Annotated in this window: 18 protein-coding genes; 11 read left to right on the top strand and 7 right to left on the bottom strand. The window is 70.7% G+C overall.

Translation table 11 applies throughout. From position 1 onward, the window contains the following. Positions 1-300 precede the first annotated feature (300 nt). Positions 301-1,371, top strand: coding sequence for an alkene reductase (locus ACWCPF_RS44490; protein ID WP_451050867.1), 1,071 nt, complete (start codon positions 301-303; stop codon positions 1,369-1,371). A 370-nt stretch (positions 1,372-1,741) separates the two neighbouring features. Here ACWCPF_RS44490 and ACWCPF_RS44495 read toward each other — a convergent pair whose 3' ends face one another. The 7 genes from ACWCPF_RS44495 to ACWCPF_RS44525 form a co-directional block, all read right to left on the bottom strand. After that, positions 1,742-3,289, bottom strand: a complete 1,548-nt coding sequence (locus ACWCPF_RS44495; RefSeq protein ID WP_451050868.1) for a GMC family oxidoreductase — start codon at positions 3,287-3,289, stop codon at positions 1,742-1,744. Positions 3,290-3,326: 37 nt separating this feature from the next. Continuing rightward, positions 3,327-4,328: a 3,4-dihydroxyphenylacetate 2,3-dioxygenase gene (hpaD, locus tag ACWCPF_RS44500; RefSeq protein WP_451050869.1), complete on the bottom strand. Its 1,002-nt coding sequence runs from the start codon at positions 4,326-4,328 to the stop codon at positions 3,327-3,329. Beyond that, complete coding sequence (gene hpaE, locus ACWCPF_RS44505; RefSeq protein WP_451050870.1) at positions 4,325-5,809, bottom strand: 5-carboxymethyl-2-hydroxymuconate semialdehyde dehydrogenase; 1,485 nt, start codon at positions 5,807-5,809, stop codon at positions 4,325-4,327. Before hpaE ends, hpaD begins: the two co-directional genes overlap by 4 nt. Then, on the bottom strand, positions 5,806-6,738 hold the full coding sequence (gene dapA / locus ACWCPF_RS44510) for a 4-hydroxy-tetrahydrodipicolinate synthase (protein ID WP_451050871.1): 933 nt from the start codon (positions 6,736-6,738) through the stop codon (positions 5,806-5,808). Before dapA ends, hpaE begins: the two co-directional genes overlap by 4 nt. Beyond that, positions 6,735-8,183: a fumarylacetoacetate hydrolase family protein gene (locus ACWCPF_RS44515; RefSeq protein WP_451050872.1), complete on the bottom strand. Its 1,449-nt coding sequence runs from the start codon at positions 8,181-8,183 to the stop codon at positions 6,735-6,737. The genes dapA and ACWCPF_RS44515 overlap by 4 nt, the downstream gene beginning before the upstream one ends. Then, positions 8,183-10,084, bottom strand: coding sequence for a flavin-containing monooxygenase (locus ACWCPF_RS44520; protein WP_451050873.1), 1,902 nt, complete (start codon positions 10,082-10,084; stop codon positions 8,183-8,185). The genes ACWCPF_RS44515 and ACWCPF_RS44520 overlap by 1 nt, the downstream gene beginning before the upstream one ends. 124 nt (positions 10,085-10,208) lie before the next feature. Further along, the gene (locus ACWCPF_RS44525; RefSeq protein ID WP_451050874.1) at positions 10,209-10,997 is read right to left on the bottom strand and encodes an alpha/beta fold hydrolase; all 789 of its coding nucleotides are present in this window, start codon (positions 10,995-10,997) and stop codon (positions 10,209-10,211) included. 169 nt (positions 10,998-11,166) lie between these two features. Between ACWCPF_RS44525 and ACWCPF_RS44530 the strand changes: the two genes are divergently transcribed. The 10 genes from ACWCPF_RS44530 to ACWCPF_RS44575 all read left to right on the top strand — a co-directional run bounded on the left by ACWCPF_RS44530 (position 11,167) and on the right by ACWCPF_RS44575 (position 21,383). Further along, positions 11,167-12,759, top strand: coding sequence for an acyl-CoA synthetase (locus ACWCPF_RS44530; RefSeq protein WP_451050875.1), 1,593 nt, complete (start codon positions 11,167-11,169; stop codon positions 12,757-12,759). Then, on the top strand, positions 12,756-13,847 hold the full coding sequence (locus tag ACWCPF_RS44535) for an amidohydrolase family protein (protein WP_451050876.1): 1,092 nt from the start codon (positions 12,756-12,758) through the stop codon (positions 13,845-13,847). The genes ACWCPF_RS44530 and ACWCPF_RS44535 overlap by 4 nt, the downstream gene beginning before the upstream one ends. A 57-nt stretch (positions 13,848-13,904) precedes the next feature. Then, on the top strand, positions 13,905-15,122 hold the full coding sequence (locus ACWCPF_RS44540) for an acetyl-CoA C-acetyltransferase (protein ID WP_451050877.1): 1,218 nt from the start codon (positions 13,905-13,907) through the stop codon (positions 15,120-15,122). A 36-nt stretch (positions 15,123-15,158) separates the two neighbouring features. Then, on the top strand, positions 15,159-15,923 hold the full coding sequence (fabG, locus tag ACWCPF_RS44545) for a 3-oxoacyl-ACP reductase FabG (RefSeq protein WP_451050878.1): 765 nt from the start codon (positions 15,159-15,161) through the stop codon (positions 15,921-15,923). Between the two features lie 26 nt (positions 15,924-15,949). Continuing rightward, the gene (locus ACWCPF_RS44550; protein WP_451050879.1) at positions 15,950-16,411 is read left to right on the top strand and encodes a MaoC family dehydratase; all 462 of its coding nucleotides are present in this window, start codon (positions 15,950-15,952) and stop codon (positions 16,409-16,411) included. Between the two features lie 8 nt (positions 16,412-16,419). Then, positions 16,420-17,613 carry an acyl-CoA dehydrogenase family protein gene (locus ACWCPF_RS44555; protein ID WP_451050880.1) on the top strand — a complete coding sequence of 398 codons (1,194 nt, stop codon included), beginning with the start codon at positions 16,420-16,422 and terminating at the stop codon, positions 17,611-17,613. Further along, a complete protein-coding gene (locus tag ACWCPF_RS44560; RefSeq protein ID WP_451050881.1) occupies positions 17,610-18,752 on the top strand; it encodes an acyl-CoA dehydrogenase family protein in 1,143 nt (380 codons plus the stop codon). The genes ACWCPF_RS44555 and ACWCPF_RS44560 overlap by 4 nt, the downstream gene beginning before the upstream one ends. A gap of 2 nt (positions 18,753-18,754) precedes the next feature. Beyond that, positions 18,755-19,162, top strand: coding sequence for an acyl-CoA thioesterase (locus ACWCPF_RS44565; protein ID WP_451050882.1), 408 nt, complete (start codon positions 18,755-18,757; stop codon positions 19,160-19,162). A gap of 27 nt (positions 19,163-19,189) precedes the next feature. Next, positions 19,190-20,629, top strand: coding sequence for an aldehyde dehydrogenase family protein (locus tag ACWCPF_RS44570; RefSeq protein WP_451050883.1), 1,440 nt, complete (start codon positions 19,190-19,192; stop codon positions 20,627-20,629). 100 nt (positions 20,630-20,729) lie between these two features. Continuing rightward, entirely contained in the window at positions 20,730-21,383 is a 654-nt protein-coding gene (locus tag ACWCPF_RS44575; protein ID WP_451050884.1) for a TetR/AcrR family transcriptional regulator, read from the top strand. Positions 21,384-21,498: the final 115 nt, after the last annotated feature.

The following is a 21,498-nucleotide window of genomic DNA, read 5'->3' on the forward strand; positions in this document are numbered from 1 at the left end:
GACGACCTCACCGGCATGCTCTCGTTCCTCGTATCCGACGACGCCGCCTTCATCACCGCCCAGACGCTCTACGTCGACGGCGGACTCATACGGTCGTAGCGACAGCCGCCGCCGGCCGGATCCCGCACCACGGACGGGCCGCCCGGCTCGGCAGGGCGTGACGCCCATCCGGCACGCCCGCTGGGCGTGCCGGTGCCGTGTGCGTCGAATCCCGCCGCGCGCCGCCTTTCCGGATGACTTATTTGGTCGGCCAATGTATAGTCGGAAGGGATTGATTGGCCGACCATGTTTGGAGTTTCCGTGACCAGTCCGTTCGATTCCCTCGATCTCGGCGACACGATCCTGCGCAACCGCATCGTGATGTCGCCCATGACGCGCAGCCGCGCCTACGGTCCCGACCAGGCACCCACCGAGGCGACGGCCGTCTACTACGCCCAGCGGGCGTCGGCGGGCCTGATCATCTCCGAGGGCATCCAGCCCAGCGTGGTGGGACAGGGCTACCCCAACACCCCCGGTCTGCACAGCTCCGCCCAGGTGGAAGCCTGGCGCCCGGTCACCGACGCCGTGCACGAGCAGGGCGGCGCGATCTTCGCCCAGCTCATGCACACCGGCCGCATCGGACACCCGAGTCTGCTGCCCGACGGCCTGAGCTCCGTGGCTCCGTCGGTGGTGGCCGCGGACACCCAGGTCTTCACCGCCGAGGGCCTGCAGCCCAGCGGCACCCCGCAGGAACTCGCGCCCGCCGAGATCGAGCAGACGATCGCCGACTTCGCCTCCGCCGCACGCAACGCGATCGCCGCGGGCTTCGACGGGGTCGAGATCCACGGCGCCAACGGCTACCTCATCCAGCAGTTCCTCTCCGACAACGCCAACCTCCGCGACGACGAGTGGGGCGGCACCGTCCAGGGCCGTATCCGCTTCGGTGTGGAGGTGGCCAAGGCGGTGACCGACGCGGTCGGCGCCCACCGTGTCGGCTTCCGCATCTCGCCCGGAAACCCCTTCAACGACATCGTCGAGAGCGACCTGCCGACCCTCTACGGCGAACTGCTGACGGCGCTCTCCCCGCTCGGCCTGGCCTACGTCCACCTCATGGAGGGCCCGGACCGCGAGCTGACCCTCCAGCTGCGCAAGCAGTGGCAGGGCACGTTCATCCTGAACCCGTTCACCGCTCGCCCGCACTTCACCGGCCCGGACGCGCTGAGCCTGGTCGAGGACGGTACCGCCGACGCGGTCGCGTTCGGCGCTCTCTTCCTCGCCAACCCCGACCTGCCGGTCCGGCTCCAGCAGGGCGGCCCGTTCAACACGCCCGACCCGGCGACGTTCTACGGCGGCGACGAGCGCGGCTACACCGACTACCCGGCCCTCGGCTGACCCACCGGGGGACCCGCACAGGGCCCGTCACGGGACGGGCACCGCACACCTGGTGACCGGCTGAGCGCTCCGCTGGAAGTGCCGCGATGTGCCGTCGTTCCGTTGCGGCGCCGTCGTGGCCGGCCGCTTCCCCACTCACGGCTGCACTTGAGCGGGGGGACCCCCATCGCGGTGGAGCCGCAGATGTCAGGGCCCCGCGCCCCTTCAGGGCGTTGCCGAACCGCAGCCGACTTCGCCCGACGCGCTCAGGCCCTCGGCGTCACGGTCGGCGTCCCGCTCATGACCACAACCTGCGGCATGACCGGCAGCCGGGATATGTATGGCACACGCATGGCCGCGCGACCGGGGCGAACGGCGGCTACTTCTGGGCTCACCGAGTCCCCAGAGCGAAGTCCGCACAGCGCTCCCCGACCATGATCGCGGGAGCGTTGGTGTTGCCGGAGGGCACGGACGGCATGACCGAGGCGTCCGCGACGCGAAGTCCCGGTACGCCGTGGACACGCAGCGTCGGGTCCACGACCGCGTCCGGGTCGCTGCCCATCCGGCAGGTGCCCACCTGGTGGTGGTAGCTCTGCAGGGTGCGCCGCACATAGGCGGCGATCTCCTCGTCGCTGCGCACCCCCGGACCCGGAGCGACCTCCAGGGACCGCCAGTCGCCCAGCGCCTTCTCGGCCACGATCTCGCGGGTCATCCGGATCGCGGCGACCAGGGCGGCGAGGTCGGCGGGATCGGCGAGATAGTTCGGGTCCAGCACGGGAGCGTCCGCCGGATCGGCTGAACGCAGCCGCAGACTGCCCCTGCTCAACGGGCGCACATGGCCCGCCAGGACGGTCCAGCCGTGCCCCGCCGCCGGGACCTGGTAGCCCGGCACCGGCAGCGGGAGGTGCGACATCAGCGGCTGCAGGTCAGGGACCGGCTGACCGGCGTCGCTCCGTGCGAAGTACTGCGCCTCCAGCTTGTTCTCCTGCCCGTCCGGGATCACGGACGGCGACTCCCAGATCATCGGCGCGATCGTGTGATCGTGCAGGTTCCGGCCCACCCCCGGCAGATCGGCCCGCACCGGGATGCCGAGCGCGCGCAGCTCGTCGGCCGGGCCGATCCCGCTGAGCAGCAACAACTGCGCCGTACCGATGGTGCCGCCGGACAGGATCACGTCCCCGGAGCACCGGACGGTCTTGAGGCGGCCGTTCCGCTCCACCTCGACTCCGCGTGCCGTTCCCGAGTCGTCGAAGACGATCCGGGTGGCCCGGGAGCCGGTCCGGACCGTCAGCAGGGGGTTGCCGAGCACCGGCGCGAGAAAGGCGACCCAGGCCGTGCTCCGCCTTCCGTCCCGGATGGTGCGGTGCAGGAGTCCGGCGCCGAGGGTGTCCTGCGCGTTGCAGTCGTCGTTGAGCGGCAGCCCGGAATCGACGCACGCCTCCACGAACGCCGAACTGACAGGATTGGGCCGGTGGTTGCGGCTCACGGTGAGCGGCCCGCCGGTTCCGTGGTAGTACGACGGGCCGTCCTCGAAGTCCTCCGAGCGCTTGAAGTACGGCAGCACGTCGTCGTAGGACCAGCCGGTGGCGCCGGCCGCCGCCCAGCTGTCGTAGTCGGCGCGGTGACCGCGTACATAGATCATCGCATTGATCGCGCTCGATCCGCCGAGCACCCGGCCGCGCGGCCAGAACACCTTCGTGTCGTCGGCATGGGCCTGCGGCTCGGTGAAGTAGGCGTAGTCCGACGGGCTGTTCCACAGCCGTCCGAGGCTGCCGGGGTCGTGGATGGCCGGGTCGTCGTCCCGCCCGCCGGTCTCGACGAGCAGGACGCGTCGGCCGGCGTCGACCAGCCTGCGCGCCACGACACAGCCCGCCGACCCGGCCCCGATCACCACATGGTCGAACTCCACGCCGTCGTACGCCTTTTCTGCGGCTCCCACGATGTCCCTCCGGAAGATGGTGCGGTCGATTGGATGGTCAGCCGAGGCCGTCGGCGCCGACCTGGACGGCGGACTCGTCGAGGAGGGCGTCGGAGACGGGCTGCGGCCGGCCGTCGAGGTCGAGGACCGGGGTGGCCTCCTTGTACCAGGACTCGATGACGGCGTTGCCCCAGAAGTCGCGCCGACGGTCGTCGTGGACGTTCCAGCGGTACGTCTCGTGGTCGGGGTCGCCGGTGTAGTAGTCGGAGGTGTAGATCTCCACCCGGTGGCCGTCGGGGTCGCGCAGGTAGACGTAGAAGGCGTTGGAGACACCGTGCCGTCCCGGGCCGCGCTCGATGTACTGCTCCTTGCGCACGGCTCCGAACAGATCCGCCGTGCGCAGCACCTGGTGGGATTCGTGGGTGGCGAGGCCGAGGTGGTGCAGGCGGGGTCCGGCGCCGCCGGTGAAGGCGACGTCGTGCACGGTCTGCTTGCGGTACATCCAGGCGGCGTACAGCTCGTGCTCGTCGCCCTCGATGGTCTCCGAGCAGCCGAAGCCGAGCGACTTGTAGTGCGCGAAGGCCGCCGGGATGTCGGGGGTGCAGATGTTGAAGTGGTCCAGGCGGGCGATCTCGGCGCCGCGGTGCAGGTCGTAGCGCTGGATCAGGCGTTCGGCGCGGTCGATGTCGTGGAAGAACTCGACGGGGAAGCCGAGCGGATCGACAACCCGGACGGCGTCCCCGACGCCGCGCGTGCCTTCATCCCTCTTCAACCGTCGTACCGGCCGACCGAGTTCGGCGAAGAACCGCTCGGCCTTGTCGAGGTCCTCGGGGGTGCGGACGCGGTAGGAGAGGTGGTCGAGGGCCGCGGTCTCGCCCTTGCGCAGCACCAGGGAGTGGTGGGTGAGTTCGTCGGTGCCGCGCAGGTAGAGGGAGTCCGCGTCCTCGTGCTGGACGTGGAAGCCGAGCATGTCGACCCAGAACCAGCGGGCGGCGCCGAGGTCGGTGACGGCGAGCTGGGCGTACGCGGAGCGGACGACGTCGGGTGCCGGGGTGTTCATGAGGCGGCTCCGAAACGGGGGGTGTGCACTTCGCCCAGGGCCACGTGCACGATCTTGGACTCGGTGTAGAAGTCGATGCTGTGGGCGCCGCCCTCCCGGCCGACCCCGCTGGCCTTGACTCCGCCGAACGGGGTGCGCAGGTCACGGACGTTGTGGGAGTTGATCCAGACCATGCCGGACTCGACGGCGTGTGCGACGCGGTGACCGCGCTTGAGGTCCGAGGTCCATATGTAGGCGGCCAGGCCGAACTGTGTGGCGTTGGCCAGCTCGACGGCCTCGGACTCGTCGTCGAAGGGCGCGACGGCGACGACCGGGCCGAAGATCTCCTCCTGGAAGATACGGGCGTCCCGCTCGACGTCGGCGAAGACGGTCGGCTGGAGGTAGTTGCCGTCGGGGAGGTGGTCGGGACGGCTGCCGCCGGCGACCAGCCGGGCCTCCTTCTTGCCGATCTCGACATAGTTGAGGACGCGTGCGTAGTGCTCCGCGTGGACGAGCGCGCCCACCTCGGTGGTCGGGTCGGAGGGGAAGCCGACGCGGACGTTCTCCGCTCGTTCGGCGAGGCGGCGGGTGAACTCCTCGTACAGCGGGTGTTCCACGAGGACGCGTGAACCGGCCGTGCAGCGTTCGCCGTTCAGGGAGAACACCCCGAACACCACCGAGTCCAGGGCTGCTTCGACGTCCGCGTCCGCGAAGACGACGACCGGCGACTTGCCACCCAGCTCCATCGACGTGGTCTTCAGGTGCTGGGCACTGGAGCGGATGATGTGGCGGCCGGTGTCCGTGGAGCCGGTGAAGGAGATCAGCGGCACGTCCGGGTGGTCGACCAGGGCCTGCCCGGCCTCCTCGCCGATGCCGTGCACGATGTTCACCACACCGGCCGGGACGCCCGCCTCCTCGAAGACCTCCGGCCACAGCGACGCCGAGAGCGGGGTCCACTCGGCGGGCTTGAGGACCAGCGTGCAGCCGGCGGCCAGGGCCGGGGCGAGCTTCCAACTCTCCAGCATGAACGGGGTGTTCCACGGTGTGATCAGCCCGGCGACCCCGACGGGGGTGCGCACCACATAGCTGAGCTGCTCGGTGCCCTGCCGGAACGCCTCCTCGCCCAGCGCCACGATGACGTCCGCGAAGTAGCGGAAGTTCTCGGCGGCTCGGCGGGCCTGGCCGCGCGCCTGGGTGATCGGTAGTCCGGAGTCGTAGGACTCGAAGTGCGCGAGCCGGTCGTGGCGGGCCTCGACGGCGTCGGCGATGCGGTTCAGTACCGTAGCGCGGGCCCGGTTGGACATACCCGCCCAGGCGGGGAAGGCGGCGCGGGCGGCGGTGACGGCTTTGTCGATGTCTTCTGCGCCGCCGCGCGCGGCCTGGGCGTAGGTCCGGTTGGAGACGGGGGCGGACACGTCGAAGGCGCGGCCGTCGGCGGCCGGGACCGGCTCGCCGCCGATCCAGTGCGGGATGAACGAGGGCAGTCCCTCGGGAGTGGTCACCGGTCGGCTCCGATCTGTGCGGTGAGGGCGCCGCCCTCGGCGAGCAGGGCGCGGATCCGGACGAGCGCCGTCTCGGTGGGCGGGATCAGTGGTGGGCGCACGTGGTGCGAGGCGATGCGGCCCTGCTGGGCGAGCACCCACTTGGCTGGGGCTGGGTTGGTCTCGACGAAGAGCAGATCGACCAGCGGGTGGAGGGCGTAGTGCAGATCGCGTGCGCTGTCGAAGTCGCCCGCCTCCCACAGCTCGTACATCCGGGCCACGGCCGTCGGCGCGAGGTTGGACACGGCGGAGACGAAGCCCGCGCCGCCTAGGGCGAGCAGCGGCAGGCACAGCAGCTCGATGCCCGACCAGACCAGGAGCGAGCGCCCACAGGCGTGCAGGACGCGGGAGAAGTGCTCGAAGTCCTTCGTCGTCTCCTTGACGCCGACGAAGTTCTCGAAGTCGGTGAACAGGCGCTTCACGGTCTCCGGCGCGATGTCCACCGCGGTGCGCGAGGGCACGTTGTACGCGACGATCGGCAGGTCCGGGAACTCCCGGGCGACCGTGGCGTACCACTGGTAGAGCGCCTCCTGGGTGGGGCGCGCGTAGTACGGGGTGATGACGAGGGCCGCGTCCGCGCCCAGTTCATGGGCGGCGGCGGTCATCGCCAGGGTCTCGTCCAGCTTGTGCGAGCCGGTGCCGGGCAGGAACGGCACCCGGTCGGCGATCGTCTCCACGGCCGTACGCATCCCCTCGATCCGCTCGGCCACGGACTGCGCGCTGGGTTCGCCCGTGGAGCCGCCGAGCGAGATGCCGTGTGAGCCGGACTCCAGCTGAAAGCGGATCAGGTCGCGCAGACCGGTGTGGTCGACCGCGCCGTCGGCGGTGAAGGGGGTGACGACCGGGGCGATGGACCCGCGGATGACGGACGGGTCGCTGCGGAACTTCATGCGTCGTCTCCTTGCTGCTGTTGTTCCTTGCGCCAGCGCTCGTACGGCTCGCGCCAGTCGGGGCCGAGCGGGTAGAGGCCGTCGACGGACTCCCCGGCGCGGACCTGCTCGGTGATGAACCGCTCCTGGAGTTCCTGCTCCCGGCAGTCGGCGACGAGTTGCGCGGCCAGCTCCGGCGGTACGACGACCACGCCGTCCGCGTCCCCGACCAGCAGGTCTCCGGGCTGGACGAGGGCGCCGCCGCAGGCGACCGGCACCCCGCTGTCCCAGGGGACGTGCCGGCGGCCCAGCACCGAGGGGTGCGCGCCGCCGTGGTAGACGGGCAGGTCCAGGGCGGCGACGGCGGCACTGTCACGCAGCCCGCCGTCGGTTACGACCCCGGCCGCGCCCCGCTTCAGCGCCCGCAGCGCGAGGATGTCGCCCAGCGTTCCGGCGGTGGTGTCCCGGCGGGCGTCCATCACCAGGACGTGTCCGGGGCGCAGTTCCTCGATCGCCCGCTTCTGGGCGTTCATCCCGCCGCCGTACTTCTTGAAGAGGTCCTCGCGCAGCGGGAGGTAGCGCAGGGTGTGGGCGACGCCGACCATCGTCTCGCCGGGGCGGGTCGGACGTACGCCGTCGATGGACATGTGCGGAAGATTGTGCTTGCTGCGGAGTTGAGCGCTGAGCGTGGCGACGGCCACCGAGCGCAGGTCCTCGGCGAGCTGCGTGTCGAGGACGGGTTCCGGCACGTAAGACGCTCCGTAGGCGGCCTCGCGTTCGGCGGGGTCGGCTTTGGGCATCGCCCCGTACGGGGCCAGCGGCTCGCCCTGCGTGACCGGGTTGCTCAGCCTTCCGCTGGACTGGCCGCCGCCGCTGACCTCGACCTCCACGACGTCGCCGGGGGAGACGACGGAGGCCCCGGCAGGTGTGCCGGTGAGGATCACGTCCCCGGGCTGCAGGGTGACCAGCCGGGAGAGGTCGGCGACGAGCTGCCCGAAGGGGAAGAGCAGGGTGTCGGTGGTGTCGTCCTGGACGAGTTCGCCGTTCAGCCAGGTCCGCAACCGGAGGGCGGCCGGGTCGAGTCGGCGCGCGTCCAGCAGGCGGGGGCCGATCGGGGTGAAGCCGTCGGCACCCTTGGAGCGGAGGTTGGAGCCGCGGTCGGCCTTGCGCAGGTCGTACACGCCCGCGTCGTTGGCGGCCGTCACCCAGCGGACGTGGCGCCAGCCCTCCTCGGGCGGCACCCGGTGGGCCAGGGTGCCGATGACGAGGGCGATCTCCCCCTCGAAGCCGAGGAGTTCGCATCCTTCCGGCCGGACGATCGCCTCCTCCGTGCCCGCCAGCGAGGACGGCGGCTTGAGGAAGTACGAAGGCTGGGCCGGGACGCGCCCGCGCTCCCGGGCGCGGCTGGGGTAGTTGAGATGGACCGCGATGACCTTCGAGGGGGTGCTGCCCAGGGGGTGCGGCATCAGGCGCTCCCCGCAGGGGTGCGGAAGGCCAGTCCCTCGAAAGCGCCGGACTTCCCCCACTCCTCGGCCATGCGGAAGAAGGCCACAGGTCCGAGGGGGTAGGGCCCCTCCAGCCGCTGTGCCATCCCCAGCGGCTCGCCCTCGTTGTTGTAGTAGCCGGGCGTGCACTCGACGTCGTACACATGGGGGTGGCCCTGGAGGAGCATCTCGCACCAGGCGTTCTGGGCCTCCTCGGTGACCTCGACCTCCGTGTGGCCCGTGGCGAGCGTGCCGCCGACCACCGCAGCCACTGACTTGGCGGCCTCGTCCCAGCCCTGGGTCATGTTCGGGCCGAAGTAGGCGCCCTGCGGGTTCTGGATGACGAACATGTTGGGAAACCCGTGGACGAACATGCCGTGCAGCGAACGCATGCCGTCCCCCCACGCCTCGGCGAGCTTCAGGCCGTCGCGGCCGGTCACGGTGTAGCCCATGCGCTCGTGGAGCGGGCTGCCGTACTCGAAACCGGACGCGAAGACGACGCAGTCCACCTCGTACTCGGTGCCGCCCACGACCACCGCGCGTTCGGTGAAGCGCTCCACTCCTTTGCCGTCGGTGTCGACCAGGTGGACGTTCGGCCGGTTGAAGGACTGGAGGTATTCGTCGTGGAAGCAGGGCCGCTTGCAGAACTGCCGGTACCACGGCTTGAGCTTCTCGGCGGTCTCCGGGTCGTCGACGACCGCGCTGACCCGGGCGCGGATCTGGTCCATCTTGGAGAAGTCGGCTTCCGTCATCACGGCCCCCACTCGCTCGGGGGTGAACTCCTCGGGCGGGAGCTCGCGAAGGATCGCGCGGGCCCGCTTGGCGATCTCGGTCCAGCCGTCGTTGACGTAGTCCTCGGGCTCGTCGGCCCCGGGCGGGCCGAACGGCGGGGTCACGGCGTCGAGGAAGTTGTCGAGCCAGCGTTTCTGCCATCCGGGGGTGGCGATCCGGGCGAACTCCTCAGTGTCGATGGGCCCGTTGGCCCGGACGTCGACTCCGGACGGGGTGCGCTGGAAGACGAAGAGTTCACCGGCGTCCTTGGCGAGCGAGGGCACGAGCTGCACGCCCGTCGCGCCGGTGCCGATGACCGCGACCCGTTTGTCGGCCAGCTTGTCGAGGGGAGCTCCGGCGGTCACCGGCGAGCCTTCTGTACCCGATCCGGACCGGTAGGCCGAGCTGTCGTCCCCGCCGGTGTAGGCGAAGTCCCAGCGGCTGGTGTGGAACATGTGCCCGGCGAACGTGTCGAGGCCGGGGATGCGGGGCACCTTCGGGATGTTCAGCGGGCCGGGGCCGATGCCGACGAAGTCGGCGGTGAACCGGTCGCCGCGGTCCGTGGTGACCGTCCACAGGGACGTGTCCTCGTCCCAGTCGAGCGCGGTCACCCGGGTGTGGAAGAGCGCCTTGTCGTAGAGCTCGTAGTGCCGGCCGATTCGCCGGGCGTGCTCCAGGATCTCCGGTCCGTGCGCGTACTTCTCCGTCGGGATGTAACCGGTCTCGTCCAGCAGCGGCATGTAGACGAGGGAGGTGCTGTCGCACATGACGCCCGGGTAGCGGTTCCAGTACCAGACCCCGCCGAAGTCGCCGGCGTGCTCGACGATGCGCACGTCCTCGACGCCCGCCTCCTTGAGCCGGGCGCCGGCGGTCAGCCCGGCGAACCCGCCGCCGATGAACGCGAACGTCACATGGTCGGTGACCGGCTCCCGCTCCCGCACCGGCAAATACGGGTCCCCGTCCAGGCCCTTGAACCTGTCGGTCAGCCGCATGTACTGGGCCATGCCGTCGGGGCGCAGCCGCTTGTCCCGCTCGGCGCGGTATCTGCGCTGCAGGGCTTCGGTGTCGAGCTCGGCCGGCGTGGCCATCGGGGCACTGCTGTCTGTGGGCACGGAGACTCTCCATGTGGTTCGGGGCGGGGCGGGGCCGTCGGATTCCCTTGGATTTCCTGCGGTGGCGCTTTCGGGCAGCGCGGTGCCGTGCGCCGGACCGGCAGGCTCCGGGGCGGGGGAGTGCTCAGCTCCCGGTGCGGGAGAGGAAGCGCACCAGGTGTTCGGTGAAGACCTCGGGCTGGTCGAGGTTGGCCATGTGGCCGGCGGCCTCGATCACGCTCAGTTCGGCGCCGGGCACGGCGGCGGCGATGGCCTCGGAGAACGCCGGCGGCAGGCTCAGGTCCTCCGCGCCGACGACGACGAGCGTCGGCACGTCGAGACGGGGCAGGTCGTCGAGCAGGTCGAGCTCGGCGATCGCGCCGAGCGCGACGCTGAAGGAGAACGCGTCGGTCGTGGCGACCTGCTGTTGGAACTCCTGGATGTACGGCCGGTTCTCGGCGAGCGCGGCGGCGGCGAAGAGCACCGGCGTCATCTGCTCGACGTTGGCCTTCATCCCGTACTCCACCGCGGCCGCGCCCGCCGCCCGCATCATGGCGGCCATCTGCTCGTTCGCCTGGGCGCCGGTGCCCGCCAGGACCAGGCCCGAGACCCGTTCCGGTGCGGCGAGCGCCATGGTCATGGCGACCATGCCGCCCATGGACAGTGCGACGACCGGCGCCCGCTCGATGCCGAGAGCCGACATGACAGCGAGGACGTCGTCCGCGTAGTCACGCAGTGTCATAGGCCCCTCGGCGGGAGCGGACCCGCCGTGGCCCCGGGCGTCCACCGCGATCACCCGCCGTGAGGATTCCAGCGCCCTGAGCTGAGGTTCCCAGCTCAGGGCGTTGCAGCCGATGCCGTGCAGGAAGAGAACCGGGTCCCCTGTGCCCCTGTCAACGACGTTGTTGTGCGCTTCGTGCGCGGGAGAAAGCACAGCGACCTCCTTGCGAAGTAGGTGCCTACTTACTTTGGTCTGGGGACTTCCTAGCCCTCGTTCCGAGCCCGCGTCAACGGTCGTGCAGTGGATTTCCGTTTTGTTGCGCCACCCCTTGACCGTGGCGCGGAGCGTTGTTAGTAAGTACCTACTTCGAAAGGGGTGAGCCGTGCTCGACAGCGCAGTTGCAGCAGGCCACAACACCGTCGACGAAGGCATCGGCAGCTGGATCACCCGGCGCGCCTTCTTCGCCGGAGACCGGATCGCCCTCGTGGACGGGGACCGGCGCATCACCTATTCCGACTTCGACCGGCGGACCGGTCAGCTGGCCGACGCCCTCCGTGAAGCGGGCGTGCGACAGGGCGACCGAGTGGCCGCACTCATGACCAACAGCGCCGCCTTCCTGGAGACGCTGTTCGCCGCCGCCAAGCTGGGGGCGGTCTTCGTGCCGGTCAACTTCCGGCTGGCGCCGCCCGAGGTGGCCTACCTCCTCGCCGACTCCGGCGCCGACGCCTTCGTGTGGTCCGGCCACCTGTCACCGCTTGCCCGTGCGGCCCTGGCCGGCGAGGGCGTCCGGGTCCGTGTCCGCGTCGTGGTCGGCGGTGAACCGGCCGACGGCGAGGCGGAGTTCGAGCAGCTGCTGTCCTCCGGAGCCCCGCGGACGCCCCGAAGCAAGGTTGCCGGGCGTGACGTGTGCGGCCTCATGTACACCTCGGGTACCACCGGGCGGCCCAAGGGGGCGATGCTCACCCACGACAACCTGCTGTGGAACGTGATCAACATCCTCAGCAACGGCCGTGGCATGCGCCAGACCGACCGCACGGTCACGGTCGCCCCGATGTTCCACATCGGGGGCCTGGGCGCACACACTCTGCCCCTGCTCTACGTGGGCGGAACGAACGTCGTCATGCCGTCGTTCGACGCTCAGGAGATGCTCGCCGCGATGGCGCGCGAACGGGTCACCCTGCAGTTCCTGGTGCCCGCGATGTGGTCCGCGCTGATGGCCGTTGCGGACTTCGAGTCGTACGACCTGTCCGCGCTCGAACTGGCCATGACCTCGGCCGCACCGTGCCCGCGACCGGTGCTCGACCACTTCCTGGCCAAGGGTGTGGCCTTCCGGGAGGCCTTCGGCCTGACGGAGACGTGCGGGGTCACCCTGCTCGACCCCGAACACGTCAGGAAGAAGACGGGCTCGATCGGGCGGCCCGCCTTCCACACCCGCACCCGGGTGGTCGACGAGCACGACCGCGACGTCCCCCTCGGCGAGGTCGGAGAGCTCGTCGTCCAGGGCCCGACCGTCTTCGCCGGCTACTGGGGACAGCCCGAGGCGACGGCCGAGTCGTTCCGCGGCGGCTGGTTCCACACCGGGGACCTGGCCCGCGAGGACGACGAGGGCTTCCTGACCCTGGTCGACCGCAGCAAGGACGTGATCATCTCCGGCGGCGAGAACGTCTACCCGGTCGAGGTCGAGCGGGTGCTCGTCCAGCATCCGGCCGTCCGCGAGGTGGCTGTCGTGGGCGTACCGCACGTCAAGTGGGGCGAGACACCGCTGGCCGTCGTCGTCCCCGGCGACGAACCGCCGCCGACGGCAGACGAGTTGATCGCCCACGCCCGTGAGCGCCTCGCCCACTTCAAATGCCCGACCCGCGTCGAGTTCGTCCCCGAACTCCCGCGCAACGCCACCGGCAAGGTGCTGAAGACGACCTTGCGCACCCGCTACGGCTCATCAGAACAGCAGCACGCACAAGGAGACCAGGCATGAAAGCTGGACGCTTCATCGTCGACACGCACGTCCACGCCCAGCGGCACGCGGCGGGCAAGAAGGTCCGGGACTCGGTCGCCGCCGCGAACGACGGCAACAAGGGCGTCAAGGTCAACCCCTGGCGCCAGCTGGGCGCCAACATGCCCGCCATGGAGACCTATGACAACTCGGAGCGGCTGCTCTGGGACATGGGCAACTACGACATCGACATGTGCGTCCTGCTGCCGGCGTTCGGCATGTCCGACGCGATCAACGCCGAGCTGGTCGAGCGCCACCCCGACCGCTTCGTGGCCGAGTGCGGCGCGACGGAGTACCGCAAGGCCTGCATCGCGGGCGAGGTGGAGTGGTCCATCAAGGGAGCCTGCGAAGCGCTCGACACGCTCCTCGCCACCGGCACGTACCGCGGCATCGGCGAGGCCGCGCCGTACATGCCGATCCTCCCGGACGGCACCGACCCCCGGGAGGGGATGGTCAGTTCCGAGCAGGCGGTGCGCAACATGATGGACATGTGCGACGTCGTCAAGGAACACGGCGCCGTCTTCCGCACCCACTCCGGGTGCGCCATGGGCTACGAGCTGGGGTACCACTTCGGCAGCCTCGGTCCGACGAACTACAACATCCTCCTGGTCCACGACCTGGCGACCGCCTACCCCGAGGTCCCCATCGTCATCAACCACGGCGGGATCCAGGGACACTGGTCGGAGATCTTCTACGACCAGTGCCTCCAGGTGGCCGCGGCGCACGACAACGTGTACCTGGAGACCGGCCTGTGGTGGTCGGAGCTGTACGACAAGGCCATCGCCGACCCGAACATCGGCCCGGAGAAGCTCATCTTCGGCACCGACTGGGGCGCGAGCATCGGCTGCCACACCCAGCCGTTCGGCAAGCCCTCCAGCTACTTCGTCCAGGACCGCCGCTCCGGCCCGATCCGCCACCAGGCCGACTACTGGGGCTGGGGCCTGCGTGAGCTGACCCGGGTCCGGATGGCGCAGGACGACATGAACCTCATCCTCGGCGGCAACGCGGCCCGGCTCTACAACCTGCCCACGCCGTTCTCCCGCATCTTCCGCCCGACCTACCTGGACTGACGGTGCCCGCCCGGACCGCGGTACTCGAACTCACGTACACACCCTCAAGGAGTCGCCATGCCCGAAGCCGTGATCGTAGCCACCGCCCGCTCACCCATCGGCCGAGCCTCGAAGGGGTCGCTGCGGGACATGCGCCCCGACGACCTGACCGTGCAGATGGTGCAGGCGGCGCTGGCCAAGGTGCCACAGCTCGACCCGCGCGAGATCAAGGACCTGATGCTGGGCTGCGGTTCGCCCGCCGGAAGCTCCGGCTACAACCTGGGCCGGGTCGTCGCCGTACTCGCAGGCATGGACCACCTGCCCGGTACCACCGTGAACCGCTACTGCTCGTCCAGCCTCCAGACGACCCGGATGGCACTGCACGCGATCAAGGCCGGCGAGGGCGACGTCTTCATCTCCGCCGGGGTGGAGACGTGCAGCCAGTACGACAAGGGCGTCGCCGACGGCCTGCCGGGCACCACGAACCCGCTCTTCGACGCGGCGCGGGCGCGCACCGCACTGCTCGCCGAGGGCGGCCGGACCTGGACGGACCCGCGCGAGGAGGGCGGGCTGCCGGACATGTACCTGCGGATGGGACAGACGGCCGAGAACGTCGCCCAGGTCGCCGGCGTCAGCCGTGAGGACCAGGACGCCTTCGCCGCGCGCAGCCAGAACCGCGCCGAGAAGTCCATCGCCGACGGCTTCTGGGCCCGGGACATCACCCCGGTCACCCTCTACGACGGCACCGTGGTCACCCGGGACGACGGTCCCCGCCCGGGCGTGACCCTGGAGGCGCTCGCCGCCCTGGAGCCGCGGTTCCGCCCCGATGGCACGGTGACCGCCGGTAATTGCTGCCCGCTCAACGACGGCGCCGCCGCCCTCGTGATCATGTCCGACACCAAGGCCCGCCAGCTCGGCATCACCCCGCTGGCCCGCATCGTCAGCACCGGCATGACCGGGCTGTCGCCGGAGCTCATGGGGCTCGGCCCGGTGGAGGCCTCACGCGAGGCGCTGGACCGTGCCGGCCTGACCATCGACGACATCGACCTCGTCGAGATCAACGAGGCCTTCGCCGCCCAGGTCGTCCCGTCCGCACGCCGACTCGGCATCGACGAGGACAAGTTGAACGTCCACGGCGGCGGCATCGCGGTCGGCCACCCGTTCGGCATGACCGGGGCCCGCATCGCGACCACCCTGATCCACGCCCTTCAGGAGGGCGACAAGCAGTTCGGCCTGGAAACCATGTGCGTCGGCGGCGGCCAGGGCATGGCGATGGTCCTCGAACGCCTCAGCTGAGACCCCCGAATCCCTCGACCGACTAGGAGATCTGCCATGGCAGCCCATCCCACTTCACGCACGGCCATCGTGACCGGCGCGGCCCGCGGTATCGGCGCCGGCGTGGCCCGCCGACTGGCGGACGACGGATACGCCGTCGCCGTGCTCGACCTGACCGAGGACGCGGGCGAACAGGTCGTCGCCGAGATCGAGAAGGCCGGCGGCCGGGCCCTCGCGGTCGGTGTCGACGTCTCCGACGAGCAGGCCGTACAGGCCGGTGTCGAGCGGGTGGCGGCCGAACTGGGCGCCCCCACCGTGCTGGTGAACAACGCCGGCGTCACCCGGGACAGCATGCTGTTCAAGATGGGCGTCGACGACTGGGACGCCGTGCTGAACGTGCATCTGCGGGGCGCGTTCCTGATGAGCCGCGCGGCCCAGAAGTACATGACGCAGGAGAAGTGGGGCCGGATCGTCAACCTCTCCAGCATCGCCGCGCTCGGCAACCGCGGCCAGGCCAACTACTCGGCCGCGAAGGCGGGTCTGCAGGGCTTCACCAAGACCCTCGCCGTCGAACTCGGCAAGTTCGGCGTCACCGCGAACGCCATCGCGCCCGGCTTCATCGAGACCGACATGACCCGGACCACCGCCGAACGCCTCGGCATCCCGTTCGACGACTTCGTCAAGGGCGCCGCCTCCAAGATCCCGGTCGGCCGCGTCGGCCAGCCCGAGGACATCGCGCACCTGGTCTCGTACCTGGTCAGCGAAGGCGCGGGCTTCGTGTCCGGCCAGGTCGTGTACGTCGCCGGCGGACCGGTCGGCTGAGCCACTCACCCCAGGGAGCACCAGCAATGAAGATCTTCGAAGGACTCGACGAGCTGGAGAAGGCCGTCGGCACCCACCTCGGCCACTCCGACTGGCTCACGATCACCCAGGAGCAGGTCGACCTGTTCGCCGAGGCCACCGGCGACCACCAGTGGATCCACGTCGATCCCGAAAAGGCGGCCACCGGCCCGTTCGGCGGCACCATCGCCCACGGCTATCTGACCCTGTCACTCATACCGAAGCTCACCTGGCAGATCTACAAGGTCGACGGCCTGGCCATGGGCGTCAACTACGGTGCCAACAAGGTCCGGTTCCCCGCACCGGTGCCGGTCGGCTCGCGGCTACGGGCCGGTGTCGAGGTGGTCTCGCTCGTTGCCGGGGGCGGCGGCCGGCAACTCGTCACGCGCGTGACGATCGAGCGCGAGGGCGGCGACAAGCCGGTCTGCGTCGCCGAGACCGTGAGCGTCCTCGTCCCCAAGACCGCCTGAGAGCCACGATGAGCACACAGACAGCCCTGCCCGCAGACCTACGACAGCGGGTCGAAGCCCTGCTGGTCGAGCACGACCCGGCGACCACCGAGCGGTTCGCTTTCCTGCGGGCCAGGTTCGACGCGGGCCTGGCGTGGGTCTGGTTCCCGCCGGGGCTCGGCGGCCTGGGCCTCCGCAGGGAACTCCAGCCCGAGGTCAACGCCCTGCTCGCGGCGGCCGGAGCCCCGGACAACGACCCGCACTCCAACGGACCGGGCCTCGACATGGCGGCGCCCGCGATCCTCGCCTTCGGCACCGACGAGCAGAAGCAGCGATTCCTCAAGCCGCTGTGGACCGGCGAGGAGACCTGGTGCCAGCTGTTCAGTGAGCCCGGCGCCGGTTCCGACCTGGCCGCGCTGAGCACCCGCGCCGTCCGGGAGAGCGACACCTGGATCGTCAACGGACAGAAGGTGTGGACCTCCCTGGCGCGCAAGGCCCGCTGGGCGATCCTGGTGACCCGCACCGACCCCGACGCGCCCAAGCACGCCGGACTCACCTACTTCGTCTGCGACATGACCGACCCGGGCGTGGACATCCGGCCGCTGCGTCAGATCACCGGTGAGGCGGAGTTCAACGAGGTCTTCCTCACCGACGTACAGCTTCCCGACGATCTGCGGCTCGGTGCCGTGGGGGAGGGCTGGAAGGTCGCGACCGCCACGCTCAACAACGAGCGGGTGGCGATCGGCGGCGCGGCGCCGGGGCGGGAGAGCGGCATGATCGGGGTGGTGTCCCGCACCTGGCGGGAGCACCCCGAACGCCACACCCCCGAACTCCACGACCGCCTGTTGTCGTTGTGGGTGGAGGCCGAGGCCGCCAGGCTCACCGGCCAGCGGCTGCGGCAGAAGCTGGCCGCCGGGCAGCCAGGGCTGGAGGGCACGGCGACGAAGCTGACGTACTCCCGGGTGGCCCAAGCGGCGAGCGGCCTGGAAGTCGAACTGCTCGGCGAGGACGGCCTGCGCTACTCCGACTGGACCGAGACGCACCCCGACCACGCCGACTCCACCGGCCGCGACGCCGGTTACCGCTATCTGCGCGCCAAGGGGATCTCCATCGCGGGCGGCACCACCGAGATCCTGCGCAACATCATCGCCGAACGCGTGCTCGGCCTGCCGCCGGAGCCCCGCGTCGACAAGAACGTTCCCTGGAAGGACCTGCCCCGATGAGCGAGAACCCGCGAGCAGGTTCTCAGCCCGGCGAACTGAACCTGCTCGACACCGAGACCGAGACCGACCTGCGGGCCATCGTCCGTGACCTGCTCGCCGACCGATGCGACCCCGTCACGACGGCGGCGGTCTACGACGGCGACTCCTCGGCCGTCGACCCGCTCTGGAAGTCTCTCGCCGTCGAACTGGGCCTGGCGGGGCTATTGGTCCCCGAGGACCAGGGCGGCGCCGGTGCCTCGGCGCGCGAAGTCGCCGTAGTGCTGGAGGAGTTGGGCCACGCCGCAGCGCCGGTGCCCTTCCTCACCAGCAGCGTCGTCGCGGCGACGCTGCTGCTGGCGGCTCCGGCCGGCGGCCCGGCCGACGGGCTGCTCGCCTCCCTGGCCGCCGGCGAGTCCACGGCGGCGCTGCTCCTCCCGCTCTCCACCGCCCCGGGCGAGGGGACATCCGGGCTGACCGCCGACGCGGGCGGCCGGATCAGCGGGCGGGTGACCAGCGTCGCCGGGGCCGTCGAGGCGGACGTCCTGCTGGCCCCGGTCACGACACCCGAAGGCACGGCCCTCTACGCCGTCCCGGCGCGGAACGCCGTCGTCGACCCGGTGTCGTCCCTCGACATGACCCGCCAGCTCGCCGACGTGCGCGTCGACGGCGTCGCCGGCGAACTCCTGCTGTCTGCCGAGTCGGGCGCGGCAGCCGTGCGCCGTGGGTGGGAGACCGGCGCCGCGCTGCTTGCGTCCGAGCAGGTCGGCATCGCCCGGTGGTGCCTGTCCACGACCGTCGCCTACCTGAAGGAACGCCGTCAGTTCGGCCGTGTCGTCGGCGGGTTCCAGGCACTCAAGCATCGGGCCGCCGATCTCTATGTGGCCGTGGAGTCCGCTTCGGCCGCCGCGCGCTACGCCGCCGCGGCCGTCGCTGAGGACCATCCGGACCGAGCCGTGGCCACCGCGGTGGCCCAGGCGTGGTGCGCGGATGTCGCCGTACGGGCGGCGGAGGAGGCGATCCAGTTGCACGGCGGGATCGGCATGACCTGGGAGCACCCCGCCCACCTGTACCTCAAGCGCGCCAAGGCCGACCAGATCGCCTTCGGCACCCCTGGCCTGCACCGCGCCCGGCTCGCCGGCCTCATCGACCTGGTGGCCTGAGCATGCGCGCCCACGTCCTCGAAGGGGACGTCACCTGGGTGGAGACCGACGCCGGCGGTCTGATCCACAACACCTCCGCACTGCGCTGGGCCGAGGCGACCGAGCATGCCTTCTACCGGGCGGCCGTGCCGGACCTGCCCGTCGAGCGGCTGCCGCGCCGGAGGATCGAGGCGACCTACCACCGCCCGCTGAAGTTCCGGGACCGCTACCAAGTGACGCTGTCGGTCGAGAAGTTGGGCCGCACCTCTGTCACCTACGCCTGGACGGTGACCTCCGGCGGCGAGCTCTGCATCGAAGGCCGCCACGTCGTCGTACACCTCGACGGCCACGGTACGCCCGCGCCGTGGCCGCAGTACCTGCGGGACGCCGTCGCCCGCCTGGAGAACACGGCTTCAGACGGCGCCCGGTAGACCCACACAGACAAGGTTGGAGTGCTCATGCGGACGGAGATGTTCATCGCCGGCAAGTGGACCGGGGGCAGCGGCGCCACGTCCGCGACCCTCGACCCGGCCACCGGCGAGGTGATCGCGACGGTACCCGAGGCGACGGCCGCCGACGTCGACGCGGCGGTGGAGGCGGCGGCCACCGCGTTCGCCTCGCCCGAGTGGGCGGACATGCTGCCCGCCCGGCGGGCGAAGCTGCTGTTCGACGTGGCCGACCTGCTGGAGCGCAGAGCCGACGAGTTCGCCCGGCTGGAGACCCTCGACCAGGGCCAGCCGCTGGGCGTGAGCACCCGGATCTCGGTGCCGAACGCCGTCGAGCACCTGCGCTACTACGCGGGCTGGGTCACCAAGATCACCGGTACGACGGTGCCGCTGTCGACGCCCGACGTCGACTACCGGTCGCGCCGCGAGCCGCTCGGCGTGTGCGCCCTGATCACGCCGTGGAACTTCCCGCTGATGATCGCCATGTGGAAGCTCGCACCGGCGCTCGCCACCGGCAACACCGTGGTGATCAAGCCCGCTGAGCAGACACCACTGACCACGCTGCTGCTGGCCGAGGTGCTGGAGCAGGCCGGGGTGCCCGCCGGGGTGGTCAACGTCGTCACCGGCGGGCCCGAGGCGGGCAAGGCGCTGGTGGCGCACCCGAAGGTCGCGAAGATCTCGTTCACGGGCTCCACTCCCGTCGGCAGGGAGATCGCCGCGGAAGCGGGACGCGCCCTCAAGCGGGTCTCCCTCGAACTGGGCGGCAAGGCGCCCAGCATCATTGCCGCGGACGCCGACATCGACGCGGTGATCGCGGGCAACCTGATCGCGGGCCTCGGCAACTCCGGCCAGGCGTGCGCGGCGGCGACCCGGTTCTACGTCGATCGCGCCCGGGCGGACGAGTTCGCCGGAAAGGTCGCGGCCGCCGCCTCGGCGATGCGGCTCGGCCCCGGGCTCGACGCGTCGACGCGGCTCGGCCCGCTGGTGTCGTCGGAACACCTGGAGCGGGTCGACACGTACGTCCGCATCGGCAGGGCCGAGGGCGCGGAACTGCTCACCGGCGGCCGGCGCGCGGAAGGCGAACTCGCGAACGGCTACTTCTACGAGCCGACGGTGTTCGCCGGCGTCACCCAGGACATGCGGATCGCCCGCGAGGAGATCTTCGGCCCGGTGCTCTCCGTACTCCCCTACGACGACCCGGACGAGCTGGCCCGGCTGGCCAACGACACCGAGTACGGGCTCTCCGCCTACATCTGGTCCCACGACATCCGTACCGCGGGCCGCCTGGCCCGCCTGATCAAGGCCGGCACCGTGCTGATCAACCTGCCGCCGGGGCTCGACGCCGCGGCGCCGTGGGGCGGCATGAAAGCGTCCGGCCTGGGCCGTGAGATGGGGTGGGAGGCGATCGAGGCCTACACCGAGGTCAAGAGCATCTGGACCGGCCTGGCCTGAGCTGGTCCGTTACCGCCCGGGACGAGTGCGGTGGGCCGCCCGCCCGCTGCGCGTGCACAGGTATCGTGCTCTGTATGCCGTTCATGACAAGGGTGTTCGCGTGACGACAGACCGCCGGCGCTCGCCCGCGAAGAGCCCTGCGAAGGGCTCACGACAACGGCTTTCGAGCGACGAGCGCAAGGGCAAGATCATTGCGGCCGCCCGTGAGGTGTTCGTCAAACGCGGGCTGGCCGGGGCGCGCACCCGTGACATCGCCGAGGCGGCGGGGGTGAACGAGGCCCTGCTCTACCGGCACTTCCGCTCGAAGGAGGAACTCTTCGAGGCCGCGGTCGTCGCTCCCCTGGAAGAGGCCACCGCCTGGCTCGCACAGGTCCTCCCCGGCCCGCAGGACGACCTCTCCGACGAGACCGTCCACCAGCGGATGCGGCAGCACATGCTCAACACCGTTCGTGCGATGGACGAGGTCGCCCCGCTGCTGGGCGTCATGCTGTTCTCCGACGAGGTCACGGCCGGCACGTTCTACAAAGAGCGGGTCGAGCCGCACCTCGCCGAGCTGAGGCGCATCCTCGAACTGAACCTGCCCCACTGGCAGCACCGCGACTTCGACCCGGAACTGGTGATCCAGGCCGCCTTCGGCGCCACGTGGTTCCGTGCGATCAACGCCCGCTTCACGGGCCGGCCGCTCGACTTCGAGGCCGAGGCGGACCAGCTCACCACACTGGTGCTGGACGGGCTGCAGCTCCGGGAGCAGTGACCGCGCGCCCGCGCGGCGGGGTCTTCACGGGGTGCCGCCCTCCTCGGCCGAGGGATTGAGCGACGCCAACAGTTTGAGCAGCAGTGCGTGCGTCTGCGCCTGTTCCGTCGGCGTC

The organism is Streptomyces sp. NPDC001858 (assembly GCF_053594615.1).

Coding starts and splice junctions, on each gene's coding strand:
- hpaD (WP_451050869.1), bottom strand. CDS start 4,328: ATGAACACCCCGGCACCCGACGTCGTCCGCTCCGCGTACGCCCAGCTC.
- ACWCPF_RS44570 (WP_451050883.1), top strand. CDS start 19,190: ATGCGGACGGAGATGTTCATCGCCGGCAAGTGGACCGGGGGCAGCGGC.
- ACWCPF_RS44550 (WP_451050879.1), top strand. CDS start 15,950: ATGAAGATCTTCGAAGGACTCGACGAGCTGGAGAAGGCCGTCGGCACC.
- ACWCPF_RS44555 (WP_451050880.1), top strand. CDS start 16,420: ATGAGCACACAGACAGCCCTGCCCGCAGACCTACGACAGCGGGTCGAA.
- ACWCPF_RS44535 (WP_451050876.1), top strand. CDS start 12,756: ATGAAAGCTGGACGCTTCATCGTCGACACGCACGTCCACGCCCAGCGG.
- ACWCPF_RS44565 (WP_451050882.1), top strand. CDS start 18,755: ATGCGCGCCCACGTCCTCGAAGGGGACGTCACCTGGGTGGAGACCGAC.
- ACWCPF_RS44560 (WP_451050881.1), top strand. CDS start 17,610: ATGAGCGAGAACCCGCGAGCAGGTTCTCAGCCCGGCGAACTGAACCTG.
- fabG (WP_451050878.1), top strand. CDS start 15,159: ATGGCAGCCCATCCCACTTCACGCACGGCCATCGTGACCGGCGCGGCC.
- dapA (WP_451050871.1), bottom strand. CDS start 6,738: ATGAAGTTCCGCAGCGACCCGTCCGTCATCCGCGGGTCCATCGCCCCG.
- ACWCPF_RS44540 (WP_451050877.1), top strand. CDS start 13,905: ATGCCCGAAGCCGTGATCGTAGCCACCGCCCGCTCACCCATCGGCCGA.
- ACWCPF_RS44515 (WP_451050872.1), bottom strand. CDS start 8,183: ATGCCGCACCCCCTGGGCAGCACCCCCTCGAAGGTCATCGCGGTCCAT.